Annotated in this window: 23 protein-coding genes and 1 pseudogene; 14 read left to right on the top strand and 10 right to left on the bottom strand. The window is 75.7% G+C overall.

Annotation, left to right across the window (positions count from 1 at the left end; genetic code table 11):
• Nucleotides 1-167: 167 nt before the first annotated feature.
• Nucleotides 168-296: pseudogene (locus ACFY0X_RS30060) on the bottom strand (MerR family DNA-binding transcriptional regulator); the annotation flags it as partial.
• Between the two features lie 16 nt (nt 297-312).
• Entirely contained in the window at nt 313-1,338 is a 1,026-nt protein-coding gene (locus ACFY0X_RS30065; protein WP_387759252.1) for an MDR family NADP-dependent oxidoreductase, read from the bottom strand.
• A 226-nt stretch (nt 1,339-1,564) separates the two neighbouring features.
• Between ACFY0X_RS30065 and ACFY0X_RS30070 the strand changes: the two genes are divergently transcribed.
• On the top strand, nt 1,565-2,305 hold the full coding sequence (locus tag ACFY0X_RS30070; protein WP_387759253.1) for a PIG-L deacetylase family protein: 741 nt from the start codon (nt 1,565-1,567) through the stop codon (nt 2,303-2,305).
• A 7-nt stretch (nt 2,306-2,312) separates the two neighbouring features.
• Here ACFY0X_RS30070 and ACFY0X_RS30075 read toward each other — a convergent pair whose 3' ends face one another.
• The 3 genes from ACFY0X_RS30075 to ACFY0X_RS30085 form a co-directional block, all read right to left on the bottom strand.
• Nucleotides 2,313-3,035 (bottom strand): DedA family protein, encoded by a 723-nt coding sequence (locus ACFY0X_RS30075; RefSeq protein ID WP_387759254.1) that lies wholly within the window; start codon nt 3,033-3,035, stop codon nt 2,313-2,315.
• Between the two features lie 50 nt (nt 3,036-3,085).
• The gene (locus tag ACFY0X_RS30080; protein WP_387759256.1) at nt 3,086-3,280 is read right to left on the bottom strand and encodes a DUF1918 domain-containing protein; all 195 of its coding nucleotides are present in this window, start codon (nt 3,278-3,280) and stop codon (nt 3,086-3,088) included.
• 124 nt (nt 3,281-3,404) lie between these two features.
• Nucleotides 3,405-4,070 (bottom strand): TetR/AcrR family transcriptional regulator, encoded by a 666-nt coding sequence (locus ACFY0X_RS30085; protein WP_387759257.1) that lies wholly within the window; start codon nt 4,068-4,070, stop codon nt 3,405-3,407.
• A gap of 288 nt (nt 4,071-4,358) precedes the next feature.
• Here ACFY0X_RS30085 and ACFY0X_RS30090 point away from each other — a divergent pair, with 288 nt between their 5' ends.
• Nucleotides 4,359-4,946, top strand: a complete 588-nt coding sequence (locus ACFY0X_RS30090) for a DUF6309 family protein (protein WP_387759259.1) — start codon at nt 4,359-4,361, stop codon at nt 4,944-4,946.
• A gap of 102 nt (nt 4,947-5,048) precedes the next feature.
• Entirely contained in the window at nt 5,049-5,903 is an 855-nt protein-coding gene (locus ACFY0X_RS30095) for a TauD/TfdA family dioxygenase (protein ID WP_387759260.1), read from the top strand.
• An 88-nt stretch (nt 5,904-5,991) separates the two neighbouring features.
• Here ACFY0X_RS30095 and ACFY0X_RS30100 read toward each other — a convergent pair whose 3' ends face one another.
• Nucleotides 5,992-6,678 (bottom strand): Tat pathway signal sequence domain protein, encoded by a 687-nt coding sequence (locus tag ACFY0X_RS30100; protein WP_387759261.1) that lies wholly within the window; start codon nt 6,676-6,678, stop codon nt 5,992-5,994.
• Nucleotides 6,679-6,933: 255 nt separating this feature from the next.
• Between ACFY0X_RS30100 and ACFY0X_RS30105 the strand changes: the two genes are divergently transcribed.
• The 5 genes from ACFY0X_RS30105 (at nt 6,934) to ACFY0X_RS30125 (ending at nt 11,747) form a co-directional block, all read left to right on the top strand.
• A complete protein-coding gene (locus ACFY0X_RS30105; RefSeq protein WP_387759263.1) occupies nt 6,934-8,451 on the top strand; it encodes a hypothetical protein in 1,518 nt (505 codons plus the stop codon).
• Nucleotides 8,452-8,547: 96 nt separating this feature from the next.
• Nucleotides 8,548-9,351, top strand: coding sequence for a methyltransferase domain-containing protein (locus tag ACFY0X_RS30110; RefSeq protein WP_387759265.1), 804 nt, complete (start codon nt 8,548-8,550; stop codon nt 9,349-9,351).
• A 47-nt stretch (nt 9,352-9,398) separates the two neighbouring features.
• On the top strand, nt 9,399-10,148 hold the full coding sequence (locus ACFY0X_RS30115; RefSeq protein ID WP_387759266.1) for a maleylpyruvate isomerase family mycothiol-dependent enzyme: 750 nt from the start codon (nt 9,399-9,401) through the stop codon (nt 10,146-10,148).
• Nucleotides 10,145-10,870 carry an AAA family ATPase gene (locus ACFY0X_RS30120; RefSeq protein ID WP_387759301.1) on the top strand — a complete coding sequence of 242 codons (726 nt, stop codon included), beginning with the start codon at nt 10,145-10,147 and terminating at the stop codon, nt 10,868-10,870. The genes ACFY0X_RS30115 and ACFY0X_RS30120 overlap by 4 nt, the downstream gene beginning before the upstream one ends.
• A gap of 10 nt (nt 10,871-10,880) precedes the next feature.
• Nucleotides 10,881-11,747: an NAD-dependent protein deacetylase gene (locus ACFY0X_RS30125; protein WP_387759268.1), complete on the top strand. Its 867-nt coding sequence runs from the start codon at nt 10,881-10,883 to the stop codon at nt 11,745-11,747.
• Nucleotides 11,748-11,815: 68 nt separating this feature from the next.
• Here the strand turns inward: ACFY0X_RS30125 and ACFY0X_RS30130 are convergent, their stop codons facing one another.
• Nucleotides 11,816-12,472, bottom strand: a complete 657-nt coding sequence (locus tag ACFY0X_RS30130) for a hypothetical protein (protein ID WP_387759270.1) — start codon at nt 12,470-12,472, stop codon at nt 11,816-11,818.
• A gap of 912 nt (nt 12,473-13,384) precedes the next feature.
• Here ACFY0X_RS30130 and ACFY0X_RS30135 point away from each other — a divergent pair.
• The 4 genes from ACFY0X_RS30135 (at nt 13,385) to ACFY0X_RS30150 (ending at nt 18,487) form a co-directional block, all read left to right on the top strand.
• Nucleotides 13,385-14,614, top strand: coding sequence for an MFS transporter (locus ACFY0X_RS30135; protein WP_387759272.1), 1,230 nt, complete (start codon nt 13,385-13,387; stop codon nt 14,612-14,614).
• A 262-nt stretch (nt 14,615-14,876) separates the two neighbouring features.
• Nucleotides 14,877-15,014 (top strand): hypothetical protein, encoded by a 138-nt coding sequence (locus ACFY0X_RS30140; protein WP_387759273.1) that lies wholly within the window; start codon nt 14,877-14,879, stop codon nt 15,012-15,014.
• A 94-nt stretch (nt 15,015-15,108) separates the two neighbouring features.
• On the top strand, nt 15,109-16,965 hold the full coding sequence (locus ACFY0X_RS30145; RefSeq protein ID WP_387759275.1) for an exo-alpha-sialidase: 1,857 nt from the start codon (nt 15,109-15,111) through the stop codon (nt 16,963-16,965).
• A 178-nt stretch (nt 16,966-17,143) separates the two neighbouring features.
• Nucleotides 17,144-18,487 (top strand): GH1 family beta-glucosidase, encoded by a 1,344-nt coding sequence (locus ACFY0X_RS30150; RefSeq protein ID WP_387759277.1) that lies wholly within the window; start codon nt 17,144-17,146, stop codon nt 18,485-18,487.
• A 165-nt stretch (nt 18,488-18,652) separates the two neighbouring features.
• Here the strand turns inward: ACFY0X_RS30150 and ACFY0X_RS30155 are convergent, their stop codons facing one another.
• The 3 genes from ACFY0X_RS30155 to ACFY0X_RS30165 all read right to left on the bottom strand — a co-directional run bounded on the left by ACFY0X_RS30155 (nt 18,653) and on the right by ACFY0X_RS30165 (nt 21,364).
• Nucleotides 18,653-19,780 carry an NADH:flavin oxidoreductase gene (locus ACFY0X_RS30155; RefSeq protein ID WP_387759278.1) on the bottom strand — a complete coding sequence of 376 codons (1,128 nt, stop codon included), beginning with the start codon at nt 19,778-19,780 and terminating at the stop codon, nt 18,653-18,655.
• 242 nt (nt 19,781-20,022) lie between these two features.
• On the bottom strand, nt 20,023-21,030 hold the full coding sequence (locus ACFY0X_RS30160) for a tyrosinase family protein (RefSeq protein ID WP_387759280.1): 1,008 nt from the start codon (nt 21,028-21,030) through the stop codon (nt 20,023-20,025).
• Between the two features lies 1 nt (nt 21,031).
• Nucleotides 21,032-21,364, bottom strand: a complete 333-nt coding sequence (locus ACFY0X_RS30165) for a hypothetical protein (RefSeq protein ID WP_387759281.1) — start codon at nt 21,362-21,364, stop codon at nt 21,032-21,034.
• A gap of 247 nt (nt 21,365-21,611) precedes the next feature.
• Here ACFY0X_RS30165 and ACFY0X_RS30170 point away from each other — a divergent pair, with 247 nt between their 5' ends.
• On the top strand, nt 21,612-22,142 hold the full coding sequence (locus ACFY0X_RS30170; protein WP_387759283.1) for an RNA polymerase sigma factor: 531 nt from the start codon (nt 21,612-21,614) through the stop codon (nt 22,140-22,142).
• On the top strand, nt 22,139-22,978 hold the full coding sequence (locus tag ACFY0X_RS30175) for a zf-HC2 domain-containing protein (protein ID WP_387759284.1): 840 nt from the start codon (nt 22,139-22,141) through the stop codon (nt 22,976-22,978). The genes ACFY0X_RS30170 and ACFY0X_RS30175 overlap by 4 nt, the downstream gene beginning before the upstream one ends.
• Nucleotides 22,979-22,987 lie beyond the last annotated feature (9 nt).

The following is a 22,987-nucleotide window of genomic DNA, read 5'->3' on the forward strand; positions in this document are numbered from 1 at the left end:
GGCCAGCCGGGCGTGGACCACGGGCGCGAAGGTGTCGGGCCCGGGGATTCGGAGCAGCGGTGCGGCGGGTCCTCGCCGAGCAGGTCGAGGCGGTGGGCGCGGCTGGCCAGGTCGTCCACCGTCAGCCCCACGGCCAGGAGTCGGCGGATCACCCGGACCCGGGCGACCTCGGCCGGGCCGTACTCGCGCTGACCGGAGGCGGAGCGGGCGGGCGGGTGCAGGAGCCCGCGCTGCTCGTAGAAGCGCAGTGCCCTGGGCGTGGTGCCCGCCGCCGCTGCCGCGTCCCCGATCCTCATGCCCGCTCCTCGGTCGTCAGAGTTCCAGTTCCACGACGGTGGTTCCGAAGGTGTCCCCGGTGAACAGTTCCGTCAACGCCGCGGGGGCCCGGTCGATGCCCGGAACCGACGTCCGGGGAAGGGTGATCTCCCCGGCGCGCAGCCAGCCGGCGAAGCGCTCGCGCCACTCGGCCTCCAGGTCCGGGTGGTCGAATCCGGAGAAGCCGCCCAGGGTCATGCCGTGGGTGATGACCCGGAAAGCGTCGATCACGGCCGGGGCGTCGCCGCCCGGGCGCTCCGGATCGAGTTGGCCGGCCAGCGCGCCGACCAGGGCGAACCGGGCGCCGTGCCGGGCCGCGTCCACGGCGGCGGTCAGTTGCTCGCCGCCGACCAGGTCCAGCACGACGTCGAGCCCGCCCGGCGCGGCCTCGGCGAGCTGCTCGGCGAACGGCCGCCCATCGGGCACCAGCACGGCGTCGTAGCCGAGTTCGGCGATCAGCCGCTTCGCCTTGGCGGACGAGCGGGTGGTCCCGATCACCCGGGAGGCGCCGAGCAGTCGGGCGACCTGCCCGGCCACCGTGCCGACCGAGGCCGACGCGCCCGTCACCAGCACCACGTCGCCCGGGCGCACCCCGGCGGTGCGGGTCAGCGCGCCGTAGGCGGAGGACGCGGAGGAGACCAGCGCGACCGGATCGGGGAAGTCCGCCGGGACGGTGGTGAACCGCGCGGCCTCGGCGACCGCGTGGTCCCGCCAGCCGGCGAGGTGGGTGACCAGGTCGCCGGGGCGCAGTGGTCCGTCCGCGGGGGCGGCCAGCACCTCGCCGAGGGCCGGCCCGAACATCGCGTCCCCCGGCCGGATGTGCGGCAGCGGCAGGTCGGCGGCCCCACCGCCGATCAGGGTGCGCAGCGCGGCGAAGACCAGGAACGCCCGGTTGCGGACGAGCACCTCCCCGGGGCCGGGCGCCGGCAGCGGCTCCTCGGCCACGGTGAAGTCCCCGGGGGCGGGCAGCCCGGACGGTGCGGCGGTCAGCCGGACGACGCGGGCGGTGGTGGGCAGGGCCATGGCTGCGCTCCTCGGCGGGAAGGGGGCGGCGGCCGGTGCGGCCGCGCGGTGCCCGGACGCTAACCCCTGACCCTTGCGTCAGGGGCAAGCCCCCCGCGTGCGACGGTGTCTGACGGGGCGTGTGGGAAGCCGGTCTTCTAGAGTCACGGGTGGTACGAACGTGCGAGTGCGGTGCGTCCGTACGACCGTGAGCCGCAGTGAGTCGCCGTGAGAGGAAACGAGCAGGATGACCGAGCAGACCCCCGAGCCCTTCGAGCCCGTCGACGAGGACTGGCAGACCGCGGTGGCGATCGTCGCCCACCCCGACGACATGGAGTACGGCGGGGCCGCGGCCGTCGCCCGCTGGACCTCACAGGGCAAGAAGGTCGTCTACGTGATGGTCACCAGCGGCGAGGCCGGCATCGACTCGCTGGACCCGGCCGAGTGCGGGCCGCTGCGCGAGGCCGAGCAGCTCGCCTCGGCGCGGGTGGTCGGCGTCGACACCGTCGAGTTCCTCGGCCACCCGGACGGCGTGGTGGAGTACGGGCTGCCGCTGCGCCGGGACATCGCCCGGGTGGTGCGCAGGCACCGGCCGGACATCGTGATCACCAGCAACTTCCGGGAGACCTACGGCGGGGTCTTCCTCAACCAGGCCGACCACATCGCGGTCGGCCGGGCCACCCTGGACGGGGTCCGGGACGCCGGGAACCGCTGGGTGTTCCGCGAGCTGCTGGCCGAGGGCCACGAGCCGTGGAACGGCGTGCGGCAGATCTGGGCGGCGGCCTCCCCGGACGCGAAGCACGCGGTGGACACCACCGAGCACTTCGACCGGGGCGTAGCCTCGTTGGAGGAGCACAAGGCGTACCTGGCCGGGCTGGGCGGGGCGATGGCGCAGCCGCGGGAGTTCCTGGAGGGCTTCGGCCGGGGCGCGGGCAGCCGGCTGGGGACGCGTTTCGCGGTGCCGTTCGAGGTGTTCCCGTTGAGCTGAGCCGCGGCTACCCGGGTCCGGTGTCGCCGCCGGCATCGTCGTCGGGTCCGGTGTCGGTGTCGGCGTCGGCGTCGGTTCCGGGCCCGGCGTCGCCGTCCGCGCGGCGCCGGCGCCGGTAGCGCAGCACCTGGCGGAGCAGGAAGGCGCCGACCAGAAAGCCCAACCCGACCGCGAACCAGACCTGGTAGCGCAGCGCCGTGTGGTAGACGGTGCCGATGTTCGCGCCGGCGAGGTAGCCGAAGGCGCCCCAGACCGCCGTCCACAGCGCCGCGCCGAGCAGGTTGTACGGCTGGAAGCGGCGCCAGGGCATCTCCGTGGTGCCGGCGATGATCCCGTTGTACTGGCGCAGCCCGTCCACGAACCGGGCGACGGTGACCACCTTGCCGCCGTGCCGGGCGAAGAAGCCGTCCGCGCGCTCCATCCGCGCCGGGGTGAGCAGCACGTAGCGGCCCCAGCGGTGGATGAAGGCGCGCCCGCCGGTGCGGCCGACCAGGTAGCCGAGGGTGTTGCCGAGCGCGGCGGCGCCGGCCGCGATCAGCAGCACCGAGGCGAAGTCGAGGTGCCCGGTGCCGGCGTACACCGAGGCCAGCACCAGGACGGTCTGCCCAGGCACCGGGATGCCGCAGTTGTCCAGCAGGACGAGCAGCGCCACCGCGAGGTGCCCGTAGTGGTCCAGCAGTGGCGCGAGCCCGGCGAGTGCCCCGGGCAGCGGGGTCGCGGGGGCGGACACCGCTCCTCACCACCTCGCGCGGGGGGCGCGCGGGGCGGCGGGGGTGTGGGTCAGCGCCCCGCCTGGCGCTGTTCGATGTTGCAGTCGGGGCCGGGGTAGATCAGGCCCTCGTGGCCGTCCTCGAAGCGGACCACGTACGGCGGTTCGCCGTCCGTGCCGCGCACTTCGACGATCTCGCCCTTCCGGTCCACCATGCCCACGGACCTGCTGTGGATATGGAGCTGGTCACCTACCGCTGCGTGCATGGTCTGCTCCTCCGGTCGTGCGCGGCGACCGCCTCCGCGGCCGTTCGCTATCCACTGTGCTGCGGGTGCGGCGGGCTCGCAACGCCTCGGGCCGGGGGGACGTCCGGGACCGCGGTGCCGGGCGTCAGCGGGCGGAGGGCTGTTGCGCGAGGTAGCCGCGGACCAACCGCTTGCACTCGGCGATCAGGGCCGGATCGCCCTCCGGGGCCTCCCGGAAGGCCAGTTTGAGCACCGCGTCGGCGGCCTCCAGCGCCACCCGCAGGGTCAGGGTGGCCGTCGGGTCGCCGGGCCGGAACAGCTCGCCGCCGAGCGCCTGGAGCCGCAGCGCGACGGCGGTGTTGTTGTCCACCCCGGCGTCCAGCAGGTGCCGGTCGTCCCGGACGCCGGAGGGGACGGCCGGTCCGGCCAGGCCGAAGTCCAGCTGGCCGAAGCCCGGCACCGCGCGCTTCATCGCGACGAACTCCTCCACCGCGAGGTCGGTGAAGACGGCGGGGCCGACCGGTGCGGCGGTGGCCAGCCGGGCGTCCAGGCGCTGGAGGTACTGGTCCAGGTTGCGGGTGGCGAGCGCGGCCAGCAGGTCCTCCTTGCCGGCGAAGAACTGGTAGAGGGTGCCGATCGGCACCCGGGCGCGCTGGGCGACCTCCTTGGTGGTGAGCGCGGTCGCCCCGACCTCGTCGAGCAGCCCGGCGCAGGCGTCCAGGATGCGGCCGTACCGCTCCAGGCTGCGCTGCTGGACCGGGCGGCGCCTGACCGGTCCGGCCGTCTGCTGAGTCCTGGCTCCCGCGTTCATGACCTCACTGTGCCGCATCCGCTGTTGCGGCGGCGAATCACCGGGGCGCGAACGGCCCGGCGTTCCCCGTGGGGCCGCTGTCGCGCGGCGGCCGGAGCCGAACGGCACGGTGGCGGGAAGGCGTCCACGCGTCGGCACCGGCCTTGTCGTGGACGCGAGGACGGGTTCATACTCCTGGGGCGGACTACCTCGCGTGATCGACGTGTGCCTCTTCGTGGTGATCGCGGTTCAGCCGTGGCGGCCGGGGCGCCCGTGCCCCACCGGAACCGTCGTCTGAGGAGCACTGCCGTGGAGATCGTCACCGCCGTCGCCTATTCCGAGGTCCGCGACGCCTACCTGCGGGACCACCCGGTGGAGCGGTCCCACGAGGCGAACAGCAACTGGTACGCGGCGGAGAACCTCGAACGCGCCGACCGGATCCCCGGCGGCTGGTGGCGGATCCGGCTGTCCCGGGCGGACGTCCTGGGCATCGTGCTGCCCTGGCACCTCAGCGAGGGCGGGAAGCTCGAACTGGTGCCGCGCTCCGGGGCGACGGTGGCCGAGGCGGCCGAACGGATCCGGGCCGGCGGGGCCGCCTGGAGCGCCGCCAACCCGGTCTGCGCGGCGAAGCTGCGGCTGCTGCGGTGGGCCCCGTTCACGCCCCTGTTCCTCAGTACGGACCCGGTCGACCACCCCGACTACGGGGGTCTGGAGGTCCGGTCGGGCCTGATCCACCTCGACGGCCTGCACCGCATGCTGGCCTGGGAGTTGGCCGGACGGCTGCCCGGCCGGGCGCAGCTGGACGGCTACCTGGTGGGCGATCCGCGGGTGGCCGGCGGGCCCGCCCGGGCGGGGTGGGCGGATCGGGCGGGTGTGGCCGGGGACGAGCCGGCGTGACCTCCGCGGCGCGGCACCGCCGGCCGGCCTCCTGCGGCCCCCCGGTTGTGGGTGCCGGCCGCCGCGGGCGGCGGTCGGCAGGGAGGAGAGGGTGTGGACGCGGTGACCGAAATCGGTTGGAGCGGCCTGGAGTTGGACGCCCGGCGGGAGCTCTGGTCGGTCCCGGTGGGGGAGCGGGAACGGCGGCTGCTCCGGGCCGGCGCGCGGGCCGGCCGGTGGGATGAGGGCGAGGAAGTGCGCTCCCGGCTCGGGGAGTTCGCCCGGAACGCCACCGACTCGGTCGGCCTCGCCCAGGTGCGCGGCCTGGTGGACCCGGCCCGCCCGGAGCGGGAGACCACGGAGGTGCTCTCCTTCCTGCTGGGGGACTTCGGCCGGATCGTCCCGCAGAACGGGCGCGGCGACCTCGTCTCGGTGCTGCGCGACCGGGGCGGCGACGGCGCCTCCGAACTCGGCCTCCACTGCGACACCTGCGACCTGCTGGTGCTGCTCTGCCTGCGGCCCGCCTTCGACGGCGGCGGGCTGACCAGACTGGCGAGCGCCCGGCACGTCCACGACCTGATCCAGCGGGAGCGCCCGGACGCGCTGGCGACGCTCCGCGAGGACTGGACCTTCGACCGCAGCGGCCGGGCGGGCCCGCAGCTGGTGGTGACCCCGATCCTGTACGACCGCAAGGACGGGACGATCGGCTGCTACTACCAGACCCGCACCGTCCGCTCGTCCCCCGACCGCGGCGGGCCCGAGCTGACGGACCGCCAGTGGGAGGCGCTCGGGGTGCTGGACGAGGTGCTCTACCGGCCGGAGACCGTCTTCGGGCTGCCGATGGCCGCGGGGGACCTGCTGATCGTCCGCAACAGCCGGGTGCTGCACGGGCGTTCGCCGTTCGTCGACGAGCCCGGTCGGTACTCCCGGCGGATGCTGCGGGTCTGGCTGAACGAGGGGGAGGAGTGGGCGCGGTGACACGGCTGCGGGCACGGGCTGCTGGCACGGGCCGGCCGGCGGGACCCGGGCGGGCGCGGCGGCGCCGCCGCGCCCGCCCCGGTGGCGGTCAGTTGACGAAGACCGCCGGGCTGCCCGTCTGGCTGGTGTCGGCGACCGGACCGTACGTCGCGGAGAAGTAGCCGTCGGCCGGGCACAGCGTCGAGCCGGCGCTCTTGGCGAAGTGCTCGGTGCGGAAGGCCAGGCTGTGCGCGGCGTTGTCGGCGCTGCCGGTGAACGCGCCGCTCAGCTGGTACGAACAGGTGATGGTGCCGAACCAGGTGTCCAGCACGGCGGTGGCCTGGATCGTCCCGGCGGACCCGCCGGTGAGGGTGACCGGCAGGCCGGGGGCGTCGGAGACGGTGAGGCCGTACGGCAGGTTGCCGACCGTCAGGCTGCGCACCGAGGTGACCCCGGTGACGTTGGCGGTGCACGAGCCGAAGGTCAGCCCGGTCAGCGACGCGGTGGCGCTGCCCGGCGCCGCCGGGTTGCTCAGCACCGAGGCCGAGAGCTTCGACGTGGCGCAGGTGACACCGGTGGTGCTGGTCGCGGTCGAGTAGAAGGTGGCCTTGGTGCCGGTGGCGAGCGGCGCGGTGAGCGCGTCGCCCACGGCGACGGCCGTGCCGCCCGCACTGCCGGTGCTGAGCACCGGGCCGGCGGCGAGCGCCTCCGGCGACGCGGCGGCGGGTACGGTGGCCAGCGCGCCGGCGGCGCAGAGGGCGGCGGCGGTGACGGCGAGGTGGCGGCTGGAGCGCATGGGAAACCTCTTCCTCGGTGAGGGGCGAGAAGACGTCCTCTCGCGGCTCCCGGGCGGTGGGGACCGGGGAGCGCGCGGCGTATCCGGGCTCCATAGGGTCCAGCGGTGACCGTGCGCCGTCAAGGTGATGGGCCGAACTTGCTGACTTTTCGTCAGCAAGGAGGAGCAGAGCGGCCGGTCCCGGTCGCGGTCTTCCCTTCGCCCGCCGGGAGCAGCACTGTGGTGGGCGCGGACCTGTCGGACGGGGTGGGTGGATTGGGCGACCAGGACGAGACGCACAAGCACGAGACGCACAAGCACGAGGCGGGCAGGCACGAGGCGGGCAGGCACGAGACGCACAACCGGATCAACCAGAGCACCATCCACGGCAACGTGTTCATGGGCGGCGTCCTCTCGCTGATGGGCGGCCGCAGACCGCGACTGCGCCTGCTGGTCGCCGTGTTCTGCGCGCTGGCGCTGCTGGGTGCCGGCACGACGTACTGGGCGCTGACCGCGACGGACGGCGGCAGGGCGCCGGAACTCGGCGCCCGCTACGATCCCGGGCACGGTGACGCCGACGCGACCACGGTCGTCCCCGAGGTGGTGAAACCGGCCGAGCTCCCCGCCGTCACCGGCTGCGGCGCCGCCCGGACGTGGTCGCACGCGCAGGGCGGCACGGACGTGGGCGCGTCGCCGCTCTCGGTCTCGATGGTCGGCAACGGCCACACCGTGGCGATCGAGCAGGTGCGGGCGACGATCGTGGGCGAGCCCCGCGAGCCGCTGCCCGGCACGGTCGTGAACTGCACCGGACAGGGGGAGGGCAGGAAGATCGACATGGGCGTCGACCTGGACTCGCCGAACCCGGTCGCGCTGGTCGGCGCCGCCGGACCGGTCTCGTTCGCGCCGTACTTCACCGACAAGTACCTCTACCTGGAGAACCAGAAGCCCGAGGTCGTCAGCCTCACCGTGCTCGCGACCCGGCACAGCTACGACTACGTGCTCACGGTCGAGGGCACGCTCGACGGCAAGCGCCACACCTGGACGCTGAAGGACGGCGACCGCCCGTTCCGCATCTCCGGGGTGCGAACCGCCCGGGGTGCCGAGCTGTCGACCCACGGCAGGGGCTGGGAGACCGGCTACGGCCGGGGCTCCGGTGAGCGCGTCCGGTGCAACCCCTGCTACGACCAGGACGAGAAGGAGATCCCGGGCACCGCGGTCGCCGCCGCCCCGGCCGGCTACACCTTCGCCTCCGCCCCGGACGCCGATCCGACGCAGCCGCCGCCCCCGCCGAGGGACCGGCCGACCGGGCCGACGCCGCCGCTGACCGTCGACGCGCACGACGCGGAGTCCGTCGCGATCGCCTGGGCCGTCACCTCGGGCAGCTTCGACACCTCCCGGGGCGACACCGGGCCGGCCGCCGTCCTGAGCCGGGTCCGCGGGTATCTGACTCCGCAACTTGCCTCCTCCGGCGGCGGGTTGAACGCCTGCGCGGTGGACGGCTCGGTCTGGCCCGCCGAGCTGGTGACCCGCCGGGGCTGGTCGGTGGTCACCGGGGCCGCCGCGCGCCCCGTGGCGGGCCGCTTCGACCCGCACGACCTCACCGGCGACGTGGTCGAACTGGAGGTCCCCGTCGACTGCGCCTACGTCGCGGACGGCGGCTGGTCCCAGCGGCCCCAGGGGCTCATCGCGCGCCTGCGGCTCCAGCGCCAGCCCGACGGCGGCTACCTGATCTCCGACATCGGCAAGGTGACGTACGACTTCCCGGCGCCCACCGACCCCGTCCCGGAGCCCTGAGAACCGCGCCACCCCGGCCGGCCTGCCCGGTTGCTCCGCCGGCTGTCCTGCCTGGCCGCTCCGCCCGGCCGCTCCGCCGCCTGCGAGAATCCCGGCATGGCTGAGCACGACAGCGACCGCGGCTACCTCCTGGACAACCGCCGGCCGGAGGCGGGCGTCCGGTTCGCCGCCCTCGCCGAGCTGTTCGACCCGGTGACCTTCCGGCACGTCGACGCCCTCGGGATCGGCCCCGGCATGCGCTGCTGGGAGGTCGGCGCGGGCGGCCCCTCGGTGCCGCTCGGGCTCGCCGAGCGGGTCGGCCCGACCGGCGCGGTGGTCGCCACCGACATCGACGTCTCCTGGACCGCTCCCGCCGCCGGCGGCGTGATCGAGGTGCTGCGCCACGACGTCGCCGCCGACCCGCCGCCGCCCGGCGGCTTCGACCTGGTGCACGCCCGGCTGGTGCTGGTGCACGTCGCCGAGCGCGCCGAGGCCCTGCGCCGGATGGTGCGGGCGCTGCGCCCCGGCGGCCGGCTGCTCCTGGAGGACGCCGACCCGAGCCTGCAACCGCTGCTCTGCCCGGACGAGTCCGGCCCCGACGAGCGCCTCGCCAACCGGCTGCGGACCGGCTTCCGCACCCTGATGGCCGGGCGCGGCGCCGACCTCGCGTACGGGCGGACGCTGCCCAGGGCGTTGCGCGAGGCGGGCCTGGTCGACGTCCGGGCCGACGCGTACTTCCCGATCACCTCGCCGGCCTGCGCGGTCCTGGAGGACGCGACGGTCCGGCAGATCCGCCGACCGCTGGTGCGGGAGGGGCTCGCGACGGACGAGGAGATCGACCGCCACCTGGCCAACGTCGCCGCCGGGCGGCTGGACCTGGCCACCGCGCCGATGATCTCCGCCTGGGGGCGCCGCCCGTGACGCGTCGTGCCGTGACCCCGTCCGTGACGTCGCCCGCAACCCCGTCCGTGTCGGCTTCCGCAGGCGTCGACGGGGCCGAGGTCGTCGCACTGCTCGCCGAGGTGCGCGCCTCCGCCGGGCGGCTCCTCGCCACCGCCGGCGCCCTGACCGACCGGCAGGCCCGCGAGCCCTCGCCGCTGCCCGGCTGGAGCCGTGGCCACGTCCTCACCCACCTCGCCCGCAGCGCCGACGCGTACCGGTGGCTGCTGGCCGTGGCCCGGACCGGCACCGCGCCGGGGCCGCGCGCCGATGCCGCCGCGCTGGACCGGGCGCTGCACGAGGGCGCCGGGCGGCGAGCCGTGGAGCTGGTCGCCGACCTGCGCGGGAGCCTGGACGGGATGCTCACCGAGGCGGACAGCATGCCCGCCGAGCGGTGGCCCGTCCTGGTGTCCGCGCTCGCGGGCTGGCGGCACCCGGCCTGGTTCACCCTGCACCGGGCGTGGCGGGAGCTCGAAACCCACCACCTCGACCTCGGTCTCGGCCGCTCGACCGCCGACTGGCCCACCGGGTACGTCGCCCGGACGCTCGACGGGACGGCGGCCGCGCTGGCCGCACGCGGATTCCCGGTCGCCCGGCTGACGGCCACCGACCTCGGCCGCGACTGGCCGCTGGCCCCGGTCGGCCCCACCGTCCGTGGCCCCGGCCACGCCCTGCTCGGCTGGCTGTCGGGGCGCGGGCCGGCGGCGGGTCTGCGGGCGGACGGGCCGCTGCCGGTACCGCCGGCGTGGCCGCTGCCGCCGGTGCCGGGCTGGGGATGACGGTGCCGGGCCGGGTTTCGACGGTGGCGGGCGGCGGCCGTTCTCGCGCAGACTCACCAGGCGTGACGCCACCCCCGACCGCGGACCGCCGCTCGGCCGCGCACCCGCTCCCAACGGAACTCCGCCGCCCGACCGCGGACCGACGCCCGCGGCTGCTCGTCGTGAGCGGCCCGCCCGGCGCGGGCAAGACCACGCTGGCGCACGCCCTGGCCGACGCGCTCGGCCGGCCGGCGGTCTGCCGGGACGAGATCAAGGAGCGGATGGCCGCCGCCCGGAAGGCGCCGGTCGAGGACCTGGACCGGCGGGCCCTCACCGAGTTCTTCCGCACCATCGAGGGGCACCTGCGCGCGGGAACGGACCTGGTGGCGGAGGCGGCCTACCAGGACCGGCTGTGGCGGCCCGGCCTGGCGCCGCTCGTCGGCCTCGCCGAGCTGCGCGTCGTGCGCTGCGCCGTCCACCCCGACGCCGCCCGCGAGCGGATCGTCCGCAGGGCCGCCGAGGCGCCCGCTCGCGCCGTCCACGCGGACGGCGAACTGCTGCGCCGGATCGCGCGCGGCGAGCGGCCGATCGAGTCCTGGGTGCCGATCACCCTGGACGCCCCCTGCCTGCTGGTGGACACCACCCGGGGCTGGGACCCGCCGCTGGAACGGATCACGGCCTTCGCCACCGGCGCGGCCGAGGAGCCGCCCCACCGGAACGGGACGCCCGGGCCGTCGGTCTAACCTCGACGGTATGGACGCGTTCGAACACCCGGGCGGGCCGGCCGCCCCGCCGGGGGAGGAGCTGGAAGCGCTGGTACGGCTGCTGGACCGGCGCGGCGCCGTGGTGCTCAGCGGGGCGGGCCTGTCCACCGAGTCCGGCATCCCCGACTACCGCGGCGCCACCGGCCGCCGCCGCAGCGGCACCCCGATGACGTACCAGGAGTTCACCGGCAGCGCGGACGCCCGGCGCCGCTACTGGGCCCGCAGCCACACCGGCTGGCCCGCGATCGCCGGTGCCCGGCCCAACGCCGGGCACCACGCGGTGGAACGGCTGCGCCGGGCCGGGCACGTCGCGGCGGTCATCACCCAGAACGTCGACGGCCTCCACCACGCGGCCGGCACCCGGGAGGCCGTCGAACTGCACGGCGGCCTGCGCCGGGTGGTCTGCCTCGGCTGCCGCCGCACCAGCACCCGGGCCGAACTGGACCGGCGGCTGGAGGAGCTCAACCGGGGCTTCCGCCGGCCAGGGGCGCAGCTGCGCCCGGACGGCGACGCGCAGCTGCCGCAGTCGCTGGTGGACGGCTTCCGGGTCGCCGCCTGCACGGACTGCGGTGGCGTGCTCAAGCCCGACGTGGTCTTCTTCGGCGAGAACGTCCCGCCGTCCAGGGTCGACCACTGCTACGAACTTGTCGACGCGGCAAGATCGTTGGTGGTGCTCGGGTCCTCCCTGGCGGTCCTGTCCGGGCTGCGCTTCGTGCGCCGCGCCGCCCGGTCGCGGCTGCCGGTCGCGATCGTCAACCAGGGGCCGACGCGCGGTGACGAGCTCGCCGGGCTCCGGCTCGACCTGCCGCTGGGGCGGGCCATGACGGAGGTCGCCCGGCTGCTCGACGAGGCCTGACCGGCCCGACGAGCAGCCCCATCACGCGGCCCGTCCGCGCAGCCCGCCCCTCCGCGCAGCCCGCCCGCTCAGCCCGGCTGCTGGGCGGGCCGGCCCGGCACCCAGAGCGGCACCCGGCCGCCGCGCGGCATGGAGCGCGCCGCGTCCTGCTCCAGCCAGCCGGCCACCCGCTGCGGATCGTCCTCGCACAGGTCCACCAGCGCGGACGCGGCGATCCGGGTGCAGCACAGCACCAGCGCCAGGGTGTCCTGGCGGCGGTGCCGCTCCCGTACGTACGCCTCGCCGCGCTCCTCGATGCGGCGGGCGTGGCCCGGCCCGTCCTCGGCGGTCAGCGCCTGGACCCCGTGCCACACCAGGGTCAGCGCACAGGGTTCGGCCGGGTGCGAGGCGCCCTCCCGCTGCGCCCGCTCGCGGGCCTCCGCCGAGCGCTGCCCCAGCCATTCCAGCGCCGCCGGCCCGTCCTCCCGGCAGGAGCGCAGCACCAGCTCCGCCGCTCGGGCCACCACGGCCCGCAGTACCGCCGGCGCGGGCACCCGCAGCCCGGACGCGGGCCCGTCGCCGAACGCCAGCCAGGCGTCGGCGAAGGCGGCGGCCCGCAGTCCGCCCACCCAGCCGGGCGCCCCGTCCTCCGTGCCCAACCGGTCCTGCGCCCCCAGCCGGACGAGCCCCACGGCCGTCAGGCACGCCGCGTCCCCGTCCAGCTCCCGCAGCCATCCACTCCGCACCAGCACACACCCCCGTCAGCGGTTCATCCCCGTGGGGCTCATCCCACCACACCAGGACGGGAACGAACTAGACAGGGTCACGTCACAATCTGGAAGCGGGTCGTCCGGTAGCCCTCCGACGTGGGCGGCTGCGAGCCGAGCCGAGCCGAGCCGAGCCGACCCGGACCGAGCAGAGCCGACCCGACCTGGGCCGGCTCGGGCCGGGCCGAGCCGACCCGAGCGGGGCAAGCGGGGGCGGTCGGTCGGCCGGCTTGTCGTGGGGCGGCCGCGGCGGGTTTCGGCTCCCGGGGTGTGAGCGTCGGGTGAGTTGGGCAGGGGCACGTCAGACCCGGGCGGCTGTGCGGACGCCCGGTGCGTCGGGACGTGGCCGGAGCGGGCCCGTCATCAGTGTGTCGCGAGCCCGTCGACCGGGGCGAGGGCGGACCCCGCCGGGTCGATCACCGGGTAGCGGACGCCACAGGCGGTGCGGGCGGCCCCCGGCGCGAAGGCGGGCCCCTGAACCGGTCGGTGCCCGCGGCCCGTAAGCCGGGCAGGCGCGGTGCCGCGGCCAGTTGGACGTCGGCGTCGCAGAGCGGCCGGGAAGGGGCTGCGGGCGTGCCCGGCGAACGCGGCCGACCGGTACGGGGGTTGGGGGCCGCTGCCGTGGACCCCGCGCCGCGGGTCGGTCGACTCGCCGGGGGCGGAGGTGAGTTGCGGCTCCCGCGACCGGCAGCCGGCCTGGGGATCGCGCAGCGGGAATCCGCCGTTCCGCCGTGCCGCCTGAGCGCGGCCGGCGGATCGGCGGGCGGGGGATCGACGGGTCGGGGACGGGTCGGGAACCGGGGGTCGGGGCTGGGTGGACGGGTTGCGACGGAAGGGGTGGGACCGAGGGTGGACACGACGACGCGAACGGCGGCGGTGGAGGTCCGCGGAGTGGAGTTCGAGCCACAACTCGGCGCTCCGGCAGGGGTGTTCTGGCGATTCTGGGCCGGATCGCTGGTGAGCCGGTTGGGGGACCAGGTGACCGGCGTCGCCCTGCCGCTGATCGCCGTGCTCACGTTGCACGCGACGGCCTGGCAGGTCGGCCTGGTCACCGGCGCCGGCTACCTGGCCTGGCTGCTGGTCGGACTCCCGGCCGGCGTCCTGGTCCACCGGCTCCCGCTGCGCGGCGCGCAGGTGGCGGCGGACCTGGTGCGCGGTCTCGCCGTCGCCTCGGTGCCGGTGGCGGCCGCCCTGGGGGTGCTCGGCCTGCCGCAGCTGGTGGCGGTCGCCCTGCTGAACGGGCTGGCGAGCGTGGTCTTCGACGTCGGCAACTCCACCTTCCTGCCCTCGATCGTTCCCAAGGAGGAGCTGACCGCCCGCAACAGCCTGCTCTCCGGCACCAGCGCCGCGACCGAGCTGGCCGGCCCCTCGCTCGGCGGGGTACTGGTCCAACTCGTCGGCGGCGCGGCCGCGATGGTGCTGGACACGGTCAGCTACCTGGCCTCGGCGGCCCTGCTGCGAAGCCTGCCGCGCCCGGAGCGCCCCGCCGGTCGGCCGGCCGGCGCGGGGATGCGCCAGCAGATCCGCGAGGGCTGGCACTTCGTCACCCGGCACCCGGTGATCGGGCCGTGCACCGCCGACGCCACCGCGGTCAACCTCGTCGGCGGCGGGCTGATGACGCTCACCCCGGTGTTCCTGGTCGACACCCTCGACGCGACGGCCGCCACCGTCGGCGCCCTGATGGCCGCCGGCGGCCTCGGCAGTCTGATCGGTGCGGCCCTCACCCCCCGGATGGTCTCCCGGGTCGGCAGCGGCGGCGCCCTGCGGCGGGCGGCGCTGACCTCCGCGCTCTTCACCTTCCTGCTCCCGGCGGCCGGCTCCGGCTGGGCGGCGCTGGTCTACGCCGTCGGCAACGCGGGCTTCTCGGCGGGCGTCGTGGTGACCACCGTCGTCGCCCGCACCCACCGGCAGGCCCACACCCCGCCGGTGCTGCTCCCCAGGGTGATGGCCACCGTCCGGTTCGTCTCCTGGGGCGCCATCCCGGTCGGCGCGCTCCTGGCCGGCGCCGCCTCCACCGCGTGGGGGCCGCGTACGGCGCTGCTCGTGCTGGCGGTGTGCAGCCTGGCCGGCCCGGTGATCCTGGCGGCGAGCCCGATCCGCCGCCTGCGCGACCTCGCCTGACCGGCCCGGCAGCCGGGCATACCCGACAGGGGCAGCCCGGGGCAGCCGCGCGCCTCCTGCCACGGCCCTGGTCGGGCCGGTGCCGGGGGCGCTCGTGGGTGCTCTCCCCATGCCCGTTCCCGGTGGGGGGACAAACCCCCGCCGGGCCGTTCCACGAGTTTCGGTCGCACATCTTGTGCGATGTCATGGCCCGGTTCACACTTCCGATTTACGAACACGCGTGTCCTTCCGCGTGAACGTCTTTCACCCCTTCATGTGTCGGGTGGCCTCCTCCGGCCGGGTCCGGACGGCGGCCGCCGCCACCACCGGGCGCCGCCGGCCGCCCACCCCGCTCGGCCACGACGACAACCGGACGGGCGACGTCACCCCCCACGAGATCCACGGCGTCGCGCCGTCCTGATCCGCACCCACCCACCGGGGCGGATCGCCGTGCCCTCCGGCCGCGGTCCGCCCCTCGTCGTCCGCACTCCCACCCCCACGCAAAGGAGCTTCGGATGAGGCACCCGCGCACCCCTGCCTCCTGGCGGCGGCCGTTCGCCGCCGTCGCGGCGGCCGCCCTCGCCCTGGCCGGCGCCGCCTGGAACGCCGGCGCGGCCGGCGCGTCCCCGTACGCCGGCCCGGCCGTCACCACCCGGGCCGGCCACCACGACGCCGGGATCACCGGCTCCACTCCGGACGACTTCGCCCTCGCCGGCAGCCCCGCCGCGGCGATGGTGCGAGCGGGCTCGTCCGTGACCTCCACCGTCACGTCGGCCGTCACGGCCGGCGAGGCGCAGACCGTCTCGCTGTCGGCGAGCGGCCTGCCGCCGGGCACCACCGCCGTCTTCAGCCCGTCCGCCGTGCGGGCGGGCGTGCCCGCCGGGCTCACCGTCTTCACCACGGCGAGCACCCCGTCCGGCACGTACCCGATCACCGTGACCGGTTCCGGAACCTCCGCCACCCGCACGGCCACCTTCAGCCTGACCGTCCACGGCCGCGGACCGAACCTGGTCCAGGTGAGCACCGACCCGTTCGCCGACACCGGCGGCCAGCACGCCACCGAGGTGGAGCCCGACACCTTCGACTACGGCGGCACGATCGTCGCCGCCGCCCAGGTCGGTCGGTTCACCAACGGCGGCGCGGCGGACCTCGGTTGGAGCACCTCCCGCGACGGCGGCCTCAGCTGGCAGCACGGCATGCTGCCCGGCCTCACCACCCACCAGGGCGGCGGCCGCTGGGCCCGCGCCTCCGACCCGGTGGTCGCCTACGACGCCAGGCACGGCACCTGGATGATCGCCGGCCTGGTCATCGACTCGGTGCTCAACGGTGCCGGGGTGACCGTCAGCCGCTCCGCGGACGGACTGAACTGGCAGGCCCCGGTGCAGGCGGTCGGCTTCGACGGGCAGAGCTACGACAAGGAGTGGATCGTCTGCGACAACACTCCCACCAGCCGGTACTTCGGCAACTGCTACATCGAGGTCGACCTCCCCTCCTCCGACAACAAGGTGATCATGTCGACCTCCCGGGACGGCGGCACCACCTGGTCGGCCCCGGCGGGCCCGTCCGGCATCGACCTCGGCCTCGGCGGGCAGCCGCTGGTGCAGCCCAACGGCACGGTCGTGGTCCCGTTCTCGACCGACACCACCTCGATCCGCTCCTTCAACTCCACCGACGGGGGCGCGTCCTGGAGCTCCACGGTGCTGGTCGCCGACGTCCTCGCGCACGGCGTCGCGGGCGGCCTGCGCGACGGCGAGGGCCTGCCCTCGGCCGAGATCGACGCCGACGGCAGGGTCTACGTGGCCTGGCAGGACTGCCGATTCCGCTCCGGCTGCCAGGCCAATGACATCGTCTTCGCGACCTCGACCGACGGCACCACCTGGTCCGCCGTGACCCGGGTGCCGATCGATCCCACCACCAGCGGCGTCGACCACTTCATCCCCGGCATCGGCGTCGACCACGCCACCGCCGGCCCCGGCGCGAGGATCGGGCTGTACTACTACTTCTACCCGAACGCCGACTGCACCGCCGCCACCTGCGAGTTGGCGGTCGGCTTCATCTCCTCCGCCAACGGCGGCGCCACCTGGAGCGCGCCGCAGACCGTCGCCGGCCCGATGCCGCTGTCCCGGATCGCCGCCACGTCGGGGGGCCGCATGGTCGGCGACTACCTCTCCACCTCCGTGGTCAACGGCAGGGCGGTGGCGGTCTTCGCCGTCGGCAGGACCCCGCCCGCCGGCCAGGCCTTCGACGAGGCCATGTACGCCGTCGCCGGTGGCCTCCCGGTCCGCGCCGGGACCACCCCCTCCAGCACCGGGCCGGTCGTCTCGACCGCACCCGCCCGGGAACGGTACCTCCCGCCGGTGATCCGCTACTGACCCCTCCGGCCCGTCCTCCCGCCCCGGCGGGAGGACGGGTCCTGCCGCGCCCCGCACCGGGACCGGTGGCCGGGCCCGATCCCCGTCGCCGGGGCGGCAGTTGCCGACGCGGGCCTCTGGTGTTCCGGCACCACGCCAGTAACATGAGTCCTCCTCACGTTCACGTCAGGAGGCTGTCATGCCGGACCGCTTCGACCTGCCGGCGGACTTCCGCTGGGGTGCCGCCACCGCCGCCTACCAGATCGAGGGGGCGGTGACCGAGGACGGTCGCGGCCCGTCGATCTGGGACACCTTCACCGCCCGCCCCGGCGCCGTTCGCGACGGCCACACCGGCGCGGTGGCCTGCGACCACTACCACCGGTACCCCGAGGACATCGAGCTGATGAAGCGCCTCGGCCTCGACGGCTACCGCTTCTCCGTCGCCTGGCCCCGCGTCCTGCCCACCGGCGCCGGCACCGTCAACCCGGCCGGACTCGCCTTCTACGACCGCCTGGTGGACGCCCTGTTGGAAGCGGGCATCACCCCGCTCCCCACGCTCTTCCACTGGGACCTCCCGCAGGGCCTGGAGGACGGCGGAGGCTGGCTCGACCGCGACACCGCCCACCGCTTCGCCGAGTACGCGGGGATCGTCACCGACCGCCTCGGCGACCGCGTCCCCGCCTGGATCACCCTCAACGAGCCCTTCGTGCACACGGTGTTCGGCTACGCGCTGGGCACCCACGCCCCCGGCCGCACCCTGATGTTCGAGGCCCTCCCGGCCGCCCACCACCAGCTCCTCGCCCACGGCCTGGCCGCCTCGGTCCTCCACGACCGCGGCCTGGAGGCGATGCTCTCCAACAACCTCACCCCGGTCCACCCGGCCACCGCCTCCGCCGAGGACGCGGCCGCCGCCGAGGCCTACGACGCCCTCCACAACCGGCTGTTCACCGACCCCGTGCTCCTCGGCCGCTACCCCGACCTGTCCGCCCTCGGTGTCCCCGACGACCTCTTCGGCGCCGTCCACCCCGGCGACCTCGACCTCATCCACACCCCCGGCCTGGACGGCCTCGGCCTCAACTTCTACAACCCCACCCGCGTCGCCGCCCCCACCGAACCGGGCCTGCCCTTCGACCTCGTCGACATCCCCGACGTCCCCCACACCGCCTTCGGCTGGCCCGTCGTCCCCGACGCCCTGCGCCAACTCCTCCTGAAACTCCGCGAGTCGTACGGCAAGGCCCTCCCGCCCATCACCATCACCGAGAACGGCTGCTCGGTCACCGAGGAGACCGTCCCCGACCGGCCCCGCATCGACTTCATGGCCGCCCACCTCGACGCCCTCGCCCGGGCCGCCGCCGAGGGCGTCGACATCCGCGGCTACTACACCTGGTCCCTCCTCGACAACTTCGAATGGGCGGAAGGGCTGTTCAGCCAGCGCTTCGGCCTCGTCCACGTCGACTTCGAGACCCAGCGCCGCACGCCGAAGGCCTCGTACGCCTGGTACCGCGAGCTGATCGCCGCCCACCGGGCGCGGAACCCGAGGTAGGTCCCCCCGGCTCCGGCCGGGCGGCCGTCGCGGACGTCCCCGCTCGACGACGCACCGCACGGCTCCCGGGTCGGAGCCGTGCGGTGCTTCCCGGTCGGTGAGGGCCGCCCTCCGCCGCCCGGGCGGGCGCTTCGGCCCGCGCGAGGCCTGGTGGCGGCGCCGGCGTCAGCTCAGGGTGCGGAGGGCGGCGGCGTCGTAGGGGCGGAGGTCGGTGAAGCGGCCGGCCAGGACCTTGGCGGCCCACTGCGGGTCCTGGAGGAGGGCGCGGCCGACGGCGACCAGGTCGAACTCGTCGCGCTCCAGCCGGTCGAGCAGGTTGTCGATGCCCTGGATCGCCGCGCCCTCGCCCATGAACGCGCGGACGAAGTCGCCGTCCAGGCCGACCGAGCCGACGGTGATGGCGGGGCGGCCGGTGAGCTTCCTGGTCCAGCCGGCCAGGTTGAGGTCCGAGCCGTCGAACTCGGGGACCCAGTAGCGGCGGGTCGAGGCGTGGAAGGCGTCGACGCCGGCGTCGGCGAGCGGGGCGAGGATCGCCTCCAGCTCCTGCGGGGTCCCGGCGAGGCGGGCCTCGTAGTTCTCCGCCTTCCACTGGGAGTAGCGGAAGATCACCGGGAATGCCGGGGAGACGGCCTCGCGCACCGCGGCGACGAGCTCGGCCGTGAACTTCGTCCGGGCGACCGGGTCGCCGCCGTAGGCGTCGGTGCGGCGGTTGGTGCCCGCCCAGAGGAACTGGTCGAGCAGGTAGCCGTGGGCGCCGTGCAGCTCGACGCCGTCGAAGCCGATCCGCTCGGCGGCCGCGGCGGCCTCGGCGAACGCGCCGATGACGGCGTCCAGGTCGGCCCGGGTCATCGCCCGGCCCGTTCCCTCGGTGCCGTCCAGCCGGACGCCGGACGGGCCGATGGCGGGAGCGCCGGCGAACGGCGGGTCCTCCTGCTTGCGGACCATGCCGATGTGCCAGAGCTGCGGCACGATGGTGCCGCCCGCCGCGTGGACGTCCTCGGCGACCCGGGCCCACCCGGCCAGCTGCTCCTCGCCGTGGAAGCGCGGGATGTCGTCGCTCTGACCGGCGGACTCGTGGCCGACGTACGTTCCCTCGGTGACGATCAGGCCCACACCGGCGGCGGCGCGGCGGGCGTAGTACGAGCGCACGTCCTCGCCGGGCACGCCGCCGGGGGAGAACCTGCGCGTCATCGGCGCCATCACGATGCGGTTGGGCACGGTCAGCCCGTTGATCGAGACGGGCCGGGACAGGATCTCGGCGGCGCGGGAGGTGGCGGGCTCGGTGACGGTCATGGGGATTCCTCGCGGATAGCGGTGGCGTGCGCCGGGACGGAGACGGTTGCCGGTGCCAACCGCCTCGGCGGCCGTCGCATTTCGCCGGCCGCGGGAAACCCGCTGTGATCCACGTCACCGCAGGCCGGCGCGCGGGGCGTCCGGCCGACCGGCCACCGGGCCGGCGACTTCGGCACCCGTCGCGCGGCCGGGCCGGGCAACGGGTGCGAGGGGAACGGACGCCGGCGCGGGCCGGGCCGCGCTCAGGGCAGGGTGTCGTAGCCGTAGACCGCCGACACGTCCAGGACGGAACGCGGGGTCGCGGCGCGGCCGAGCGGGGAGGCGATCGGGTCGTCGATCCGCTCGCCCTGGTAGACGTTCGCCGGGGCGGTCATGTCGGGGGCGTAGAGCGGCCCGTAGCGGTTCAGCCAGCCCGCCCAGATGCGGTCGACGTTGCAGTGGTGCAGGTAGAACAGCGGGTCGTTGGGCGAGGTGGAGGGGCCCATGTCGCCCCCGGTCCAGACGTGGACCTGGTTGTGCAGGTGGACCGGCCGGGCCGGGTCCTTGGGGATCCAGCCTTCGAGCAGGTTGCGGAAGCCCTGGGAGGAGGCGTTGAAGTCGAGGGTGTCGTAGCGGTCGGCGGGATCGGGGTCGGCCGGGGTGAACGCGAGGGCGGCCTCGACCTCGGCGCCGGTCGGGAGGGTGCGCCAGCCGAACGGCGGCTCCTGGGCGAAGGAGCGGCGCAGGCCGCGGCTGGTCTGGGCCAGCTTCATGCCGTCCGGGCCGGCGGCTTCGATGCGGACGGTGAAGGTGGCGGGATCGGCCGGGTGGTAGGCGAACGGACCGTCGGCCACCGGGTCGCCGTCGCCGCCCAGGCAGGCGGGGGAGAAGATCTCGGCGTCGGTCGGCGAGCTGGCGTCGCCGTCGGCCGCCCAGTCCCAGTACGGGAGGGCGAAGTCCGGTTTCCTGAGCACCCGTTGGAGGTTCTTCTCGAGGAATCCGAGCATCACCCGGTGCCAGGGCAGGAAGATCGGCCCGCGGTGGGCGGCGTTGCGCACCCGGGGGCTCCCGTCGGGCGGGATCGCGGTCGCCATCGTCCGGCCGTGCCAGACGACGAACAGGTCGTACGTGCGGACCGGGACGACCGGGCCGGGGACACCCAACTGCTGGGTGGTGAACCGGCTGTCCTCCTGCTTGAGCAGGCCGATGCCGCGGACGTAGTCGTCGCGGGCGGCCGTGTCCTCGAGGATGTTCCTGCGGACGACGGGCATCTCAGTCGCCGCCCCGGAACGAGTCGGGATAGGTGTGGATCAGCACCTTGACGGCGTCCACCGCGGAGACGAACTGGTAGGCGGGCAGGCCGTGGCAGGACAGCATGCCGCTGTCGTCCACGTCGAGCCCGGCCGTCAGCGGCCGGCCGTCCACCGTGATCTCGTAGGTCGTGGTGACGCTGATCCGGTGCCCCTCGTACTCCGCGGTGCGGACGGACTTCGCCGGGCCGTGCCCGTGGTCCATCGGCGGGTGCGGCAGGGCCGCCAGGTAGCCCCCGAAGGCTGCCGGCGCGGCGGCGGCCCCGAGCTGGTTCGGATCGATGGTCGGGTCCATGGCGACTCCCTGCCGGTAGCGGTCCCGGCCTGGCGGAGCCGGGCGTTCCCCTCCACCATCGCGCCGCACCCGTCCGTCCGCACCCCCCGGGCCGTCCACCCGCCGGGCGGGACCGGCGGAGCACCGCGCCGGGGGCGGGGGCGGGGCCGGGACGGCACCGGCCGGTGTGACGTGGATCACGGTGCTCGGGAAAACCGCGGCGCCGGGCACCGCGTAAGACCAGGACGTGAAACGTTCACCGGCCTCGATGACCGAAGCCCAACTGGTCCGGCGGATCGCCCGCGGGGACGCGACCGCCTTCGACGAGCTGTACCGGCGCAGCGCCCCCTGGCTGACCGCACGGCTGCGCCGACGCTGCGCGGACGACGAGATCGTCGCCGAAGTCCTGCAGGAGACGTACCTGGCGGTGTGGCGGGCGGCCGGGTCGTTCGCCGACAGCATGCGCGGGGAGGAGGCCGGCGGGTGGCTGTGGACGATCGCGGCCCGGCGGCTGGTGGACGCCTTCCGGGCGCGCGGGCGGCACGGCGCGCTGCCCCCGCTGTCCGTCGCCCCGGCGCCGGCGCCGTCGGCCGAGCACGAGGTGCTGGAAGCCGCGGTCGGCGGCGACGTCGGCGCGGCCCTGGACCGGCTCGCACCCGAACTGCACCAGGTGCTCACCGCGATGGTGCTCGACGGCCTGACCGTCCGGGAGACCGCGGCGCTGCTGAAGATCCCCGAGGGAACGGTCAAGACCCGTGCCCGCCGTGCCCGCCTCGACCTGCGAAAGGCCCTGTCATGACTGCCCACGTCCCGCACCGGCTGCTGGTGAGCTACGTCCTGGGCGGTGCTGCCCCGGGCACCGCCCCCACCACCGGCGAGCTGTGGGCGGTGGAGGCGCACCTGGAGCGCTGCGCCCCGTGCCGGGCCGAGCTGGGGAGGGTGTCCCTCGCCCACAGCCCGGCCGACACCGCGCTGGTGGCGCAGGTGCGCGAGCGCCTCTCGGAGGTGGTGCCGCTGACGCCGGTGCGCCGCCGGCGGTGGCGGCGGGCACGGGCGGGGCTGGCCCGGTGGGCGGCCCCGGCTTTCGGGCCGTGGGTCGCGGCGCTCGTGCTCGTCGTGCTCGGCGCCCTGCTGCTGTCCTCGGCCGCCGACCCCGGCTCCCCGGTCCTGGTGCTGCTGGCCCCGGCGATGCCACTGCTGGGCGTGGCCCTGAGCTGGGGGCCGCACTCCGACCCGGTCCACGAGCTGGTCGCCGCGACCCCGCGGGCGGGGCTCGGGCTGCTCCTGCGCCGGACCGTGGCCGTACTGGCCCTGGTGATCCCGGCGCTGGCGGTCGGCGGCTGGATCACCGGCACCGCGCCGGCGCTGGTCCTGCTGCCGGCCCTCGCCCTGACCTGCGCCGCCCTGGCGCTCGGCAGCCTGCTGGGCGTCCAGCGCGCGGCGGCGGGACTCGGCGCGGGGTGGGCCGCGATCGTGGTCGTCCCCGCCATGGACGGCGGCGGCACCGTGCCGTCGTACCTGCGGGACTCGGCCGCCCCGGGGTGGGCGGTCGCGGCCGCCGTCCTGGCCGCCGCCGTCGTCCTGTGCCGCACCGGCTACCTGCACCCCCGCGAGGCCCGCGCCCGCCGAGGCTGACCGCCCGCC

Origin of the sequence: Kitasatospora sp. NPDC001547 (genome assembly GCF_042894165.1) — a bacterium.
In the GTDB taxonomy this organism is placed as follows: Bacteria; Actinomycetota; Actinomycetes; order Streptomycetales; family Streptomycetaceae; genus Kitasatospora.

Bases quoted from the DNA above. Each gene is read 5' to 3' on its own strand.
- ACFY0X_RS30065 (WP_387759252.1), bottom strand. From the start codon at position 1,338: ATGGCCCTGCCCACCACCGCCCGCGTCGTCCGGCTGACCGCCGCACCG.
- ACFY0X_RS30070 (WP_387759253.1), top strand. From the start codon at position 1,565: ATGACCGAGCAGACCCCCGAGCCCTTCGAGCCCGTCGACGAGGACTGG.
- ACFY0X_RS30080 (WP_387759256.1), bottom strand. From the start codon at position 3,280: ATGCACGCAGCGGTAGGTGACCAGCTCCATATCCACAGCAGGTCCGTG.
- ACFY0X_RS30085 (WP_387759257.1), bottom strand. From the start codon at position 4,070: ATGAACGCGGGAGCCAGGACTCAGCAGACGGCCGGACCGGTCAGGCGC.
- ACFY0X_RS30100 (WP_387759261.1), bottom strand. From the start codon at position 6,678: ATGCGCTCCAGCCGCCACCTCGCCGTCACCGCCGCCGCCCTCTGCGCC.
- ACFY0X_RS30110 (WP_387759265.1), top strand. From the start codon at position 8,548: ATGGCTGAGCACGACAGCGACCGCGGCTACCTCCTGGACAACCGCCGG.
- ACFY0X_RS30120 (WP_387759301.1), top strand. From the start codon at position 10,145: ATGACGGTGCCGGGCCGGGTTTCGACGGTGGCGGGCGGCGGCCGTTCT.
- ACFY0X_RS30125 (WP_387759268.1), top strand. From the start codon at position 10,881: ATGGACGCGTTCGAACACCCGGGCGGGCCGGCCGCCCCGCCGGGGGAG.
- ACFY0X_RS30145 (WP_387759275.1), top strand. From the start codon at position 15,109: ATGAGGCACCCGCGCACCCCTGCCTCCTGGCGGCGGCCGTTCGCCGCC.
- ACFY0X_RS30150 (WP_387759277.1), top strand. From the start codon at position 17,144: ATGCCGGACCGCTTCGACCTGCCGGCGGACTTCCGCTGGGGTGCCGCC.
- ACFY0X_RS30155 (WP_387759278.1), bottom strand. From the start codon at position 19,780: ATGACCGTCACCGAGCCCGCCACCTCCCGCGCCGCCGAGATCCTGTCC.
- ACFY0X_RS30160 (WP_387759280.1), bottom strand. From the start codon at position 21,030: ATGCCCGTCGTCCGCAGGAACATCCTCGAGGACACGGCCGCCCGCGAC.
- ACFY0X_RS30165 (WP_387759281.1), bottom strand. From the start codon at position 21,364: ATGGACCCGACCATCGATCCGAACCAGCTCGGGGCCGCCGCCGCGCCG.
- ACFY0X_RS30170 (WP_387759283.1), top strand. From the start codon at position 21,612: ATGACCGAAGCCCAACTGGTCCGGCGGATCGCCCGCGGGGACGCGACC.
- ACFY0X_RS30175 (WP_387759284.1), top strand. From the start codon at position 22,139: ATGACTGCCCACGTCCCGCACCGGCTGCTGGTGAGCTACGTCCTGGGC.